General features: G+C 27.1%; 12 protein-coding genes and 1 pseudogene. 10 read left to right on the plus strand and 3 right to left on the minus strand.

From position 1 onward, the window contains the following. A pseudogene (locus MHB70_RS30775) lies at nt 1-195 on the minus strand (tyrosine-type recombinase/integrase); the annotation flags it as partial. Between the two features lie 346 nt (nt 196-541). On the opposite strand from MHB70_RS30775, the gene MHB70_RS30780 reads away from it, so the two are divergent. The 8 genes from MHB70_RS30780 to MHB70_RS30815 all read left to right on the plus strand — a co-directional run bounded on the left by MHB70_RS30780 (nt 542) and on the right by MHB70_RS30815 (nt 8225). Continuing rightward, complete coding sequence (locus tag MHB70_RS30780) at nt 542-916, plus strand: PH domain-containing protein (protein WP_061530457.1); 375 nt, start codon at nt 542-544, stop codon at nt 914-916. 161 nt (nt 917-1077) lie between these two features. Then, nucleotides 1078-1266: a sublancin family glycopeptide gene (locus MHB70_RS30785; RefSeq protein ID WP_061530458.1), complete on the plus strand. Its 189-nt coding sequence runs from the start codon at nt 1078-1080 to the stop codon at nt 1264-1266. Nucleotides 1267-1354: 88 nt separating this feature from the next. Continuing rightward, the gene (locus MHB70_RS30790; RefSeq protein ID WP_061530459.1) at nt 1355-3457 is read left to right on the plus strand and encodes a peptidase domain-containing ABC transporter; all 2103 of its coding nucleotides are present in this window, start codon (nt 1355-1357) and stop codon (nt 3455-3457) included. Beyond that, nucleotides 3454-3855 (plus strand): thioredoxin family protein, encoded by a 402-nt coding sequence (locus MHB70_RS30795; RefSeq protein ID WP_061530460.1) that lies wholly within the window; start codon nt 3454-3456, stop codon nt 3853-3855. Before MHB70_RS30790 ends, MHB70_RS30795 begins: the two co-directional genes overlap by 4 nt. Nucleotides 3856-3894: 39 nt before the next feature. Continuing rightward, nucleotides 3895-5166 (plus strand): SunS family peptide S-glycosyltransferase, encoded by a 1272-nt coding sequence (locus MHB70_RS30800; RefSeq protein ID WP_061530461.1) that lies wholly within the window; start codon nt 3895-3897, stop codon nt 5164-5166. Between the two features lie 16 nt (nt 5167-5182). Then, on the plus strand, nt 5183-5596 hold the full coding sequence (locus tag MHB70_RS30805) for a disulfide bond formation protein B (RefSeq protein WP_061530462.1): 414 nt from the start codon (nt 5183-5185) through the stop codon (nt 5594-5596). Nucleotides 5597-5863: 267 nt separating this feature from the next. Beyond that, nucleotides 5864-6448, plus strand: coding sequence for a MarR family transcriptional regulator (locus tag MHB70_RS30810; RefSeq protein WP_061530463.1), 585 nt, complete (start codon nt 5864-5866; stop codon nt 6446-6448). 1225 nt (nt 6449-7673) lie between these two features. After that, on the plus strand, nt 7674-8225 hold the full coding sequence (locus MHB70_RS30815) for a DUF3967 domain-containing protein (RefSeq protein WP_061530464.1): 552 nt from the start codon (nt 7674-7676) through the stop codon (nt 8223-8225). 651 nt (nt 8226-8876) lie between these two features. Here the strand turns inward: MHB70_RS30815 and MHB70_RS30820 are convergent. After that, nucleotides 8877-9542 (minus strand): helix-turn-helix domain-containing protein, encoded by a 666-nt coding sequence (locus MHB70_RS30820; protein WP_061530465.1) that lies wholly within the window; start codon nt 9540-9542, stop codon nt 8877-8879. Between the two features lie 254 nt (nt 9543-9796). Here MHB70_RS30820 and MHB70_RS30825 point away from each other — a divergent pair, with 254 nt between their 5' ends. Together MHB70_RS30825 and MHB70_RS30830 are read left to right on the plus strand one after the other, a co-directional pair. Further along, complete coding sequence (locus tag MHB70_RS30825; RefSeq protein WP_061530466.1) at nt 9797-10618, plus strand: hypothetical protein; 822 nt, start codon at nt 9797-9799, stop codon at nt 10616-10618. A 408-nt stretch (nt 10619-11026) separates the two neighbouring features. Then, nucleotides 11027-12436: a reverse transcriptase domain-containing protein gene (locus tag MHB70_RS30830; protein ID WP_061530467.1), complete on the plus strand. Its 1410-nt coding sequence runs from the start codon at nt 11027-11029 to the stop codon at nt 12434-12436. Between the two features lie 49 nt (nt 12437-12485). On the opposite strand, the gene MHB70_RS30835 is transcribed toward MHB70_RS30830, so the two are convergent. Next, the coding region (locus MHB70_RS30835) for a tyrosine-type recombinase/integrase (protein ID WP_341343750.1) at nt 12486-12863 on the minus strand (378 nt) is incomplete at its 5' end.

Here is a 12863-nt window from a genome sequence, read left to right on the forward strand (position 1 = left end):
CTTTCGTTTTAACTTTAGTATGGTTTGTGTTTCGAGTTGGAGTAGATCACTTACGCGTAGTCCGGTATGAATGCCAACTAGAAAGAGAATATAGTCTCGTTTGGAACAATGACGTTTGAGGGCCCACTTCATATCTTCGATTTGTTCTTTGCTACGAATAGGTTGGACATCAATAAGATGTGGTTTTTTGTTCATGGATTTTTGACCTCTTTATTTATAGTGTTTTGAATGTATACTTTTATTGTCTAAATTGAAGATATCAGGGGAATTGGTTAGAAGTCAATGTTTAAGGGGGAATGAATGTAAACTAATATCTAAAAGTTTACATTAGATATTTTAATCTTTATATCTTGAGATCTTTTTAAATGTTAAGTTAAAGGAAAGTAAATTGTGAACTGTTTTTTTAATTAATTTTATTAATAAAAAAATTTTAAAATCTTTATAGTGAGATTTAATGGTAATATAGTAATATGAAGTTTTTTAAAAAGTATCATAATAATTTATTATTAGTTATTTTATTTCTAAATAAGGAGAGATATTTATGATAAAACAAGATTTGTTGTATGAGAATGAAGTGGTGAAAAATTATATTCAAGCTTATTATAAAAACCAAACCGGACTTTCAATATTAGCTGGTAATGTGTTTAATAGTCCTAACATACCTGGAACCTTAGTAGCAACAAATATGAGGATGTTTTTTTATACAGAAGTAATGAAAGTAAATAAGGTTCTTATTGAAATTGATTATAAAGAAATAATGAAAATTAATGAAAAGAAACAATCTGTTGGGATGTTTAAGACTATTCCTTCTATCGTTGTTCATCATAAAGAAGAAGAAGTTTTTTCAACAATGGGAGATTTAGAGGCATTCTCTAAATTAAAATCTTTTTTTAGTGTAATTCCAGTTAATAAATAAGTATATTTTTTTTATATAAAATATGACAAAAAATACATTAAAAATCATTTTTTGTATTTTTTTTGAAAAAAATGGTTGCAAGCGTTTGCATAAAGTTGTAAGGTTAAACAGTAAGCTTACATTTCTTAATATTAAAGTAAAAAAATATGGAGGTACTAATTATGAAAGATTTATTTAAAGAATTAAAAGTTGAAGAATTAGAAGAACATGTGGGACATGGTGGAATGGGATGGGCACAATGTGCGGCATTATTAGCTCAATGTTCAAGCGCTGGAAGCTTTGGTTGTGGCGGCGGTTGGAGTCAAGCTTACAGTCAATGTAATACATATAGAAGAAGTTGTAATAAATAAATCAAATTTAACCAAAGAGAAATTTCATTATTTAATGAAATTTCTTTTTGGTTAGAATAATAATTGATTATTAAAGGAAGAGTATTTTATGGTGAAAAATAAATTTATACATACTAGGCAATTCAACGAAAGCGATTGCGGTTTAGCTTGTGTTTCTTCTTTATTAAAGTATTATGGTTTTAATTATGGAATTGATTACTTAAGAGATTTAATGATGGATAAAAAAGGGTATAGTTTGAAAGATTTAATTATTTTGTTGAAGAATTTTAAAGGTTTAACTTGTAAACCTTTAGAGGTAAATAAGGATAGATTAAAAGAGGCTTTAGATCATATTAATAAACCTTATATAGCTTTAATAGAAGAAGATGGAGAAAAACATTACATTGTTATTTATTTAAAAAAAGGCGATAAATTAGTAATTAGTGATCCATTAAAAGATAAGGTTTCAACAATGTTAGTTGATGATTTTTCGAAAATATTTTCTGGGGTACTTTTGGTTGTAGATTCTACAGATCAAAATAAACTTTATAATTTTGATCAGCGTTATAAAAAAACTTATTTTTTTAAAGAAGTATTGAAAGAGAATAAGTGGTTTTTTATTTTAACTTTTATTTTATCTGTACTTGTTGTTGGTATGGCTATTGTTCTTTCTTTCTTTGTTAAATTTTTAACAGATCTTGTTATTCCAATGAGATTAGATACTACATTAATTCAATTTAGTTTAGTATTTTTAACTGTAAATTTTGTAAAGGTTTTATTTGATTATATTAGAAATTATTTTGTTGTTCGAATTTCATATAATTTAGATAAAGGATTGGCTGAAAAATATTTTAATAAAATAATTAATTTACCTATTAAGTTTTTTGAAAATCGAGATGATGGTGAAATTATTTCACGTTTTCGGGATAGTTATCATATTAGAAATGCTTTTAGTGTAAATGTAGTTACGGGAATACTTGATGTAATGATAATTTTAGGAATAAGTTTTTTCCTTTATAAAATGAATGCTGTATTATTTTTCACCCTTTTAGTACCTTTGTTACTTCTAGTTTCTTGTGCAGTAATGTTTTATGAGATATTAAATAAAAGAAATCGAGAATTAATGGCTAATGAAGCAAAGACTACTTCTTTTTTAGTTCCATTCATTAAGAATATGCCTACTATATATTCGTTTAATAAAGAAAAATACTTTTTTAATTCATTCCAAAGTTTTTTTGGGATACAAATAAAATCGGCATTGAGGGAGTTTAATATTGTTAATATTAACAATACTGTTCGAATGTTAATTCAGTCCTCTTTTTCTATTATTATTTTGTGGGTTGGTACTCAGCAAGTACTGAATGATTCTATTACATTAGGAACATTATTATTAATTAATTCTTTAGCTATGTTCATGTTATCTTCTTTAGAAAGGTTGATAAGTTTACAATCAGAATTACAAAAAGCTATAGTGGCGACTGAAAGATTCTTAGATATAGTAGATTATCCAGTTTTTCAAATGAAAAATACTAAAGAGATATCAAATGTTTTTGATATTGAATTTAAAGATTTTAGTTTTAGTTATGATAATTTAAATAGTGTTGTCAGAGATGTTAATATGAAGATTTCTAAAGGCGATCGGGTTCTGTTAGTAGGAGAAAGTGGTGTTGGTAAAAGTACTTTAGTTAAAAATTTAGTTAAGTTTTATGATGTAGAAAGATCTCAAATTTTAGTAAATGGAATCGATATTAATGAAGTAAATACAAGTACATTAAGAGAGAAAATTATTTATTTAAATGAGAATCCATTTCTTTTTAAAGGAACTATTAAAGAGAATTTGTGCATGGGGAAAAAATTTAGTGATGAGGAACTTATTCGATCTTGTGAAATTGCAGGAATTTTGGATGTTGTATTTTCTTCTAATGATAATTTTGATTTTAAGTTAAATGAAAATGCTACTAATCTATCAACAGGACAAAAACAAAGATTTTCTTTAGCAAGGGCTATTTTGCATAATCCAGAAGTTCTTATTCTAGATGAGTCATTGAGTAATGTTGATAAAGAAAGTTTTGAGAGAATACATAATAATTTGTTGGAAATGAAATTTACATTAATTGTTATTTCTCACACTTCTGAAGCATTAAAAAATTATAACCGAAAATTTGTTTTTAAAGATAAGACAATAATTGAAGAGAGAGAGGTTTTAATATGAAAAAGTGGTTTTTTATTATTTCACTATTAGTACTATCTATATGTGCAGGATTTTATATTTTTAATTCTAAAGCACTTGAAAAGCCGCTTTATACAAATATTGATCTTAAAGAATATGAGAATCATGTCAATTCTAATGATGATGTTTATATATATGTATATAAGACGAGTTGTCCTTCTTGTCAACAGCTTAAACCTGTTATTAATAAATTGATTAAAGAAGAGAATTTAAAATTAAAGGCTTTAAATATAGAAGAAGAAAAAAATTACAATGAGTCTTTTTTGGATAAATATAAATTGAATAAAACTCCTACCATTCTTCATTATAAGCAAGGAAAAGAGATTAAGCGATTAGAAGGATACCGTCCAGAAGAGTTAAATGAGTTCTTTAAAAAATAATGATTATTTTTAAATTTCAAATGGAAGAGGCGTAATTTTATGAATTTGTATGATTTTTATCAATTTGTAAAGATGAACAATCCTAATTCACAACTTTTTAGGGATTTGTGTTTAATACATAATATAAATACATGTGATTCCATTTATCTAAATTTAAAAGATGAGATAGATAATAGTATTCAATTGTATGAGAATAGTGACTTCCCTTTAATTACTTGCGGAATTATTAGTTATAATGAAGAAAGATGTATACAAAGGTGTATAGATAGTGTAATTAATGAGTTCGATGAAATTATAGTTTTAGATTCAGTCTCTGTTGATCAAACAACAAATATAATAAAAGAAAAATTCTCGGAAGTTAAAATTTTTTCCGAATTATGGAGAAATGATTTTTCTTATCAACGAAATAAGTTAATTAGTTATGCATGTAATGATTGGATTTATTTTATAGATGCTGATAATTATTATGGTGAAAATAATATTGGTAAAGCTAAAAGAGTGGCAAGGTTAATAGATTTTTTAGGGATAAAATGTGTTATTAGTCCAATGATCCATGAATATACAGGTCATATATATGTAGATACGAGAAGGCTATTTTCTTTAAAGCAAAATATACTTTTTTCTGGGAAAGTACATGAAGAACCAGTTTTTGATGATAAAAGAATTCCAGATAATATTGTTGTAACTATAGATGTATATCATGATGGATATAATCCTGTTATTGTTAATCAACTTCAAAAGAATAAACGAAATCTTGAATTAACTGAACAAATGATTCAGTTAGAACCCAATAATCCTAAATGGTTATTTTTTTATGCCAGGGAATTAAATCAAGTGAAAGCTGATAAAAAGTTAGTTAAAAATGTATTATTAAAAGCAATAGATTTATATGAATTTAGCTCTGAAAAAAGATTTTTAATTGAATCTATTTTGTTGCTTTGTAAAATTTCTTTTGAAATGAAAGATTTCAAAACTTTGATAAAATATGTGTCTTTGGTGGAAAAAGAATTCCCTAATTGTTATGATATTGAGTTTTATAAAGCTTCTTTGTTACTTTTTGATTTAGAAAGTAGAATGAATACAATTATTGAATCTTTACATATAGCTTTAGATGCAACTAATGAACATAAGTATAGTGAAATTAATTCTAATGGGGATCATTTTAAACATTTATTAATTAATTTATATAGTTTGAAAAAAGATTGGGACAGTGTTTTTAAATTGTATAATGAAGTCCAAACACCGGAATTAAAACAAGATTTTTTAAATAATATTACGAAATTAAAATTGAAAATTGATGAAATTTTATAGGAGAGCTGGGATTAGTATGAAAAAAATATCTATAACACGAAATCAATTTCTTTATTTTACATTTTGTATTTCTCTTTTTTCAATTTTAGGAAGTTTATATTTCAGTGAGGTAGTTGGTTTGAATCCCTGTGATTTATGTTGGTATCAAAGGATTTTTATGTATCCTTTACCTTTAATTATAATCATTTCTATGCTAATTAATGATTATAAGGTGAAGAGTTATATTCGAGGATTTTCATTAATTGGTTTGTTAATAGGTGTATATCAATATATCATCCAACTTTCTCATACAAAAAGTGCTTTTTGTAGTATTAAAAGTGACTGTTCTACGATTCAGGTCGAATGGTTTGGATTTATTACTTTACCCCTTTTAAGTGTTTTTGCATTTTTTATGATATTTATATCTTCATTTTTAGTACGTAAGAATTAGATATTATAAGAATTTCTTTAAGGATGTTAGCAAGGTAATATTATGAATTTTTAAATATATATAGGGGACAAAGTGTATAGGCATATTTTATATAGTTGAATTTTAGATATAGAAAAAGTCCCTATATGTTATAATTGAAAGTGACCAAACCATCAATTAGAGAAAAGGGACTTTTGTGTACATATTTATTTTTAAATTTCTTTATAAATTATAACATAAAATGTTGCTCTTCTCTAGTTGTAAATGTTAGAAAAGAGGAGAAAGATTATGTCAAAGCTCGTTAATTTAGAACAAGCTGAAAAAAAAGCAAGATTAAGAGATATAGAAAATTCGAAGATCTTGTCAGAAGAAGAGATGTATATAGCAAATGAACTTCAAGCAAAAGCTAGTTCAAGAGGAATGAAATTAGTTCCTGAACGTAAAATAAAGAACAAAGCAAAATTTGTTCAAATCATTCAACAAAATATCCAATATTTATTTGAAATTGATTATTTAACAAATGCTGAAAAAGTATTTTTATTAGATATTTCAATGTGTGTAGGTTTTTTGAGTAATTGTTTAGTTAGTGATATTAATTCGAAAGAACAAATCCCATTAACTCAGCGAGAATTGGCTAAAAAAATTGGAAGACATGAAACTAAAGTTAGTCCATTAGTTAGAAAATTAATTGATAAAGGTATTATAGCTCGTTCAGAGAGTGGTGTTGATGATAATAATGTTAGAGCATATGCATTATTTGTAAATCCTCACATCATGTTTTCAGGAAATAGAGATGAAGTTAATCCGACACTTAAAGCAATGTTTAGAAAGGTTCCCAAACAACTTAAAAATTTACCTATTAAATTATTCTAAGTCTACTTTAAAAGTAGACTTTTTTTATTAAATTCGTACTTACCAAAAACGGTAAGTTTACTTACCAAAAACGGTAAGTACGAAAAATCCTGAAAGCCCTGGTATTACTGGGTATTTTCGACTTTAGCATGCTTGTCCCTTCTCACTCTATATAGAAATAGCTAAAAGTTCCGCAAGGAACGGGTTGTATTTTCTTTCGCTTTGCTTCAGAAAATCTCCACCCTTTTCGCTTTGCTACATCCTTGCAAAACTTTTTTCGGCTCGAGTTTGGATATCACCAAGCCGATACATCCAAAAGCAACTATTTGGGATCATCGGCTTGAATTGCTATTATACGAGCCGAACCGCTAGTGCCTTCGTCTAATAATTTCACTTACCATATTAATAGATACGTAATACGTGGGGGCTCGTCCCCACACGACGAACCAACCTCAACCCCAAAAGCAAAGGAAAACCTTCTTTTAAACCTGTTTATTTTTCTTTTTAAGCGTTTGTTTTTGTTTTTACGACAAATAGTATTATTTTAGATTTATATTCTTTAAAAAGGATTATGGGGCGCCTCAATAGCACTTTGTATTTTGGTGTTATTTGCTTCTGAACTATGGATTTATATTTATTTAATGCTATTTGTTTTCTTTTAGTATTTTAAAGTAATGTTTGATTGCAATTTATTAAAAATATCATGTCGTTAGTGAGTACTCATATGGATACATCAAAGGGACTTTGTGTACTCACTGAGTCTACATCTAGGGACACGATGGGGACATTTGATGGGTTTTGTGTCGTCAGTGAGTGGACATCTTGGGAATTTTCGTGTACCCACGTTTAAGCTAGGCTCCGCCTAGTTCCAACCCCTAGTTGGGCCCAAAAACCCCTTATGCTCTTCTCTCTTTTTTGATTCGGAATTTCCAATTTTATAAAATGACTTATCTTTTAGTTGAAATTTATTATGTTAAAAAACAAAAGAATGATTTTAGTTTTGGCTTATTGCAAGGTTATTAGAAAACTTTTTGTAGCGCGGCTAAGATCTTTGCTAAATGAAGTATGAATTAGAGATATGAAAAAATCCGTTATTTTTATATGACAGGAGGATATAAACCTTAGTAAAATGAATTAGTAAAAACCTAGGTTTAATACCTAGGTTCCAAGGTTGATTTTTTTGAAAATAACCATTGATATTTTTAATATCAAGGTTTTTATCTAGGTTTTAAAGGTGGGTAAAAAGATGGATAAAAGTGAATACCTAGGTGTAGAAAACCCAGGTTATATAGCGATGACTGTTAAAGAAGTTGCATTATGTTTAGATGAATCACCAAATGTTATAAGGAATTGGATGAAAGAATTAAAGACATATATTCCTTTAGAGAAGAATGAATCAGGTTACAATATTTTTGATGAAAAAGCTCTTGAGCAAATGAAGATGGTTAAGCAATTACATCGAGAACAGAACTATTCAATAAAACAAATTGAACATTATTTTGCTACAGGTGGAGAGAGTATAAAGCCTGTTCCTAGTAAAGAAGCTGGAGAGATTTTAGCTGAAGAATTAAAAGCATTAAAAAATGAAGTTAGTAAACTTAGAGAATATAGTGAGAAACAAGAAGAATTTAATAAGTTGTTAATTGAACAATTACAAAAACAACAAGACTATATTGATAATAAGTTAGAGAAACGGGATCAGAAGTTACTTGAAACAATTCGTGAAGTACAAGAAACAAAATCATTAATAGCATCTACGGAATCAAAAGGATTTTTTGCGAGGTTATTTGGAAAATAATTATTTTGAGATCTACAAACTGAGTCCTGGCGTTTATGCCGCGAAAGTTCCTTGACGATGAGGGGAACCCTCATGCAAACTCGCCAGGGGTGGCCCCAGAAGGGCGGTTTTTGCCCGCTGGGGTTAGCTTTGGGAGTTTGAGGGTTCGGAGGCTCGTGGTCAAGGGAACCGTGGAATAAAAAGCGAGGACGGACCCCAGGACAGGGCAAAAACCAATGTCTTCGCCAAGATTCGTGGTTCTACTGTTAGAAAAAGGCGAATAAGAATATAGCATACATACAATAAGGGAATGCAGTATAGATCAGTCTACAAGCATTCCCTTGCTATTAGTATGTTATTTTTTTTATAGGGTTTGAGTTATTACGATATAGGCTATGTATAGTAAAGATAAAAAGATAAATATATCTAGTGTTAAAAAAACGTATAAAATTATTTTTATTTTTTTAGATGCATCATTTTTAATCATATAGATAATGAATAGAATTGTGATTGATTGAAATAAAATGGTGAAAAATAAAAAGCTAATAGAAAATACTATAACGTTTGGTGCAAATCCAGTATTTGCAATAAGTAGAGTACTGATTATGTTAAGAATAAATGTAATTATTATAAAAGTATATTTATAGATGTTTTTAATTTTGATCACCTACTTTAATTTTTTGTTTGATAATATAGTTTTTTATTTTTATGGTTATATATAAGTATTTTGTTATTATTTTCGTCTACAATGTAAACATCTTTTTCTTGCCAATCTATCCCGTGAGGTATATCTTTTTCGATTGAAAATAAAACGTCTTTATTTCTAAAAGGAATTGAATTTCGATTAGCATGAATGTTTATTTCATGATCTTTTGTTTCAATGCTATAATCTCCTGAATAATTGGAGAAGAACGGTGTTAATTTACTATAAATATATAAAATTTCTTTTTTATCGCTTTCTTGATAAAAGTGGGAATTAATAACCTTTAGATCGGATGTTTTTATGTCCTTTGGTATAAGTAAAAAGGCAATGAGACAATAAAATATAACAACAATAGTAATTAAAGAATATATGTAGAGAGAGGCTATTAATAAATATCTTTTATAATTGCTTTGTTTTATTATCTGATTTTGCAAATTTGAATCCTCCTTTAATAAAGAATCAATTGAAACATTAAATAGATTGCTTAAGGCTAATAAATTGGTTAGATCGGGAAGGCTTTTTCCTAGTTCCCATTTAGATATAACTTGTCTTGAAATAAATAATTGGCTGGCTACATCTTCTTGTGTCATGTTATTTATTAATCTTAAATGTTTTATTTTTTTTCCAATGTTCATATATGTACCTCCTTTAATTACTTTAATTATTCTAATGTTAAATAGTAAGAAACGCATCGTAGCGTTATAAAAAAGGCATGCAACGATGTGTTGCATGCCTTTTTTATTGTGATAAAGTTAGAAATAAGTTCATCACAATAAAAATATTGAATTTTTAGTGGAGATGGAAAGGAATCGTTAAATAGAAAGTTTAGGGTGGTTTGGGTTCTCTAAATCAATTAATTTTAATATTAAATTTAAATGGAGTTGTTAGTGTGTTTGAAAAAGAATTATTAGATTTCTGTAATAGGGGAATGAATATTTTTTTTATGTTTAAATCTGTGAGGAGACGAGTAATTTGGTTTTTTATAATACAAATGTGTGTAATAGTATCTTTTGTAGCAATATGTATTCTTTTTAAAAAGAACTTAGATTTTATGGGGTTGTTTATAATTTTGTTTGAAACAGAATTATTCATTACTTCTTTATTATTTATTCGTAATTATATTCGAAGTTACATTTCAAAAGAGTATAAAATTAAATTTGGAAGTAAAGAATGGTATACCTTTAAATATTTACTGTTAAAGAAGTTTTTATTAAATAAAAAGATTTTAAATAAGCCTAATAAGTATAAGACTAAAAATATTGAGGCATTAGACTTTTGTATAGAGAGATTTGAAAAGCATCTTGAACGAAAGAACAAAAGAAAATTTTCAATGATTGTAATGTCTTATAGTGCCATACTTATAGCTATATTTGTACCTCTTTGGACGGCTTTTAACAACTGGATATATCAAAAGAATAATTTTAAGTTAGGACAAGTGACAGCTTATTTTGGTTTAGCATTTATTATTTTGATTTTAATTTTTTTGTTTTGGATATTTATTTGTCATTATTGTATTGGGGATATATTACAGTTAAGGGAGCAAAGAATTATTCATCTTATTGATATGTTGAATGGAATTAAGTTTTCATTGAACAATCCTCATTATTTAAATCAGTTTGGGAATGAGGATATTAATAAGCTTGTAATTAAAGTAATTGATGAGTATGAAGTAAAAAAAGAAATGCATTTTTTATTACTTTTAATTAAATAATAATGTTGAAAAAAAGAATAGAAATATAGTATACATATAATAAAAGAATGCAGTATAGATCAGTCTACAAGCATTCCCTTGTTATAAATATGTTGTTTTATTTGATTTTACATATAATTTGAAATTTAGTGTAAGTATTAGTATACTTGTATTAATATATCTTTATTGTATAAAGTATAGGTGTCTTGCATAATTGGATGCAAGGGGGATAGGTTTCAACTTGTCAAGCTTCAGACTACTCAGAACCTCGACAAGTAATGATAATATTGCTAAGGTAATCTGTATAGGCGACTCTGGCATGTCAATCATTCCTTCCACAATTATATAGAGTATGCTAATTCTATTATAATTGAATTGTTTTATGAATTTCGTAGTCAACATTTTGTGTATGCTAGGGAGGTTTTCTGTTTGGAACAGAGTAATAGACTACAATTACATAATTTCTCTAGCTCTTCACACATCAATTGGTCTAAATATGAAACGAAATCTTATCTTCATTTTGATAATAGAGTAAAAATAGAGCATGTAAAAAAATCCATACAGGATCCTGAATGGATTAAAAAGCATGCTTTTTTTCCGTTTATTCACTTTGAAATTAAGTTTGAAAAATATGTTGTTAAAGATTTATCAAATATAAATGAATTGAAAAAAGTTTCTTTACCTAAGGATTTAAAAGAGAAAAAAAGTAAAATTAGGAAAATATATTACTCTTCACATATAGATAGCCATATATATAAATATTATGGTGATATTTTAAATTTAGCTTATAATGATTATGCAGTTGCTAATGAAATTGATAGTAATGTTTTAGCATATAGAAATAATAAAAAAGGATTAAATAATATAGATTTTGCGCATGAGGTATTTGAGTTTGTTTTTAATTACAAGAAGGCTATTATAATTTCTTTAGATTTTACTAGTTTTTTCGATAAAATTAATCATAAAAAGCTTAAAAAAAATATTAAAGATGTATTAAAATGTGATGAACTTCCTAAAGATATTTATAAGATTTATAAAAGTATAACTCAATTTAGTTATGTTAATAAGTCTGATGTGGATGAGTTTTTAATTCAAAAGTATGGTTATGAATTACTCAAACAAAAAAAGAAAGATAATTCTTTATCAAGGATTATGAGTGCTAAAGAGTACAGGGAGTTTAAAAAAACAAATAAGTTGTATAAAAATAAGAAATCTTTTGGTATTCCTCAGGGTTCCGGAATGAGTGCAGTTTGTTCTAATATTCATTTGATTCATTTTGATCAAGAACTAAAAAAATGGGCAAATTCTAAGAATGCATTATACAGAAGATATTGTGATGATTTAATTCTTGTTATTCCTGAGAATGGAGATATATTGGAAAGAGTAAAATTTTTAAAAGATGAAGTAATAAATATTGTTGAAAAATATAGAGATGATGGTTTGATTATTCAACCAGAAAAAACAGAAATTCGATTTTATGAAAATGGATTAATTAAGGGAGAAAATGGGGAAAGAAGTAAACTTGATTATTTAGGATTTGTTACTGATGGAGAAGCAGTAAAGATACGAGAAAAAAGTTTATTTAAATATCATACACGAGCTTATAGAAAAGCTCGTGTATGTAGAAATATTACTTTGAAAACAGGTGAAAAGTTTGAACGAGGTAAATTATATAAAATATACACACATTTAGGTTTTAAATATAAAAAACATGGTAATTTTATTTCTTATGCTGAAAAAGCACATGGATTAATGAAAACTTTACCTGTTAAGAGTCTTATAAAAAATCAAATTAAACGTCACTGGTATAGAATACATAAGATTTTAAATGATAAATAAAAAGCCGAAGTTTTGATGTTAATTAAAAACTTTTGGCTTTTTTTATTAACTAAATTTGAAAGGTATCAAGTATATTATCTTTTTCTTCTTTATTGATACCAATATATTTAAGTGTAATTTGTGGTGTGCTGTGATTGAGTATATCTTGCAGCATAGCGACATCTTTTGTTTGCTTATAAAACCAATAACCGAAGGTTTTGCGCATAGTGTGAGTTCCGATAGATTCTACACCAGCAAAATCTCCGGCTTTTTGCAATTGTCGATAAGCCTGAATCTTACTAATGGGTTGCTCTCCTTTTCTTGAAGGGAATAACCAAGTACTTTCTAGTGTTTGGGCATACGAATAGACTTCATCAAAAATAGAAGTAAGGTTAATCATGCGTTCTTTCTTCGTTTTTCCTTCTTTAATTTTGAATTCTTTTCTTTT

Source organism: Bacillus sp. FSL M7-1020 (assembly GCF_038050415.1).
GTDB lineage: Bacteria > Bacillota > Bacilli > Bacillales > Bacillaceae_G > Bacillus_A > Bacillus_A toyonensis.

Excerpts from the sequence above, each read along its gene's own strand:
- MHB70_RS30820 (WP_061530465.1), bottom strand. The coding sequence starts at position 9,542 with ATGAACATTGGAAAAAAAATAAAACATTTAAGATTAATAAATAACATG.
- MHB70_RS30810 (WP_061530463.1), top strand. The coding sequence starts at position 5,864 with ATGTCAAAGCTCGTTAATTTAGAACAAGCTGAAAAAAAAGCAAGATTA.
- MHB70_RS30790 (WP_061530459.1), top strand. The coding sequence starts at position 1,355 with ATGGTGAAAAATAAATTTATACATACTAGGCAATTCAACGAAAGCGAT.
- MHB70_RS30780 (WP_061530457.1), top strand. The coding sequence starts at position 542 with ATGATAAAACAAGATTTGTTGTATGAGAATGAAGTGGTGAAAAATTAT.
- MHB70_RS30795 (WP_061530460.1), top strand. The coding sequence starts at position 3,454 with ATGAAAAAGTGGTTTTTTATTATTTCACTATTAGTACTATCTATATGT.
- MHB70_RS30805 (WP_061530462.1), top strand. The coding sequence starts at position 5,183 with ATGAAAAAAATATCTATAACACGAAATCAATTTCTTTATTTTACATTT.
- MHB70_RS30815 (WP_061530464.1), top strand. The coding sequence starts at position 7,674 with ATGGATAAAAGTGAATACCTAGGTGTAGAAAACCCAGGTTATATAGCG.
- MHB70_RS30800 (WP_061530461.1), top strand. The coding sequence starts at position 3,895 with ATGAATTTGTATGATTTTTATCAATTTGTAAAGATGAACAATCCTAAT.
- MHB70_RS30785 (WP_061530458.1), top strand. The coding sequence starts at position 1,078 with ATGAAAGATTTATTTAAAGAATTAAAAGTTGAAGAATTAGAAGAACAT.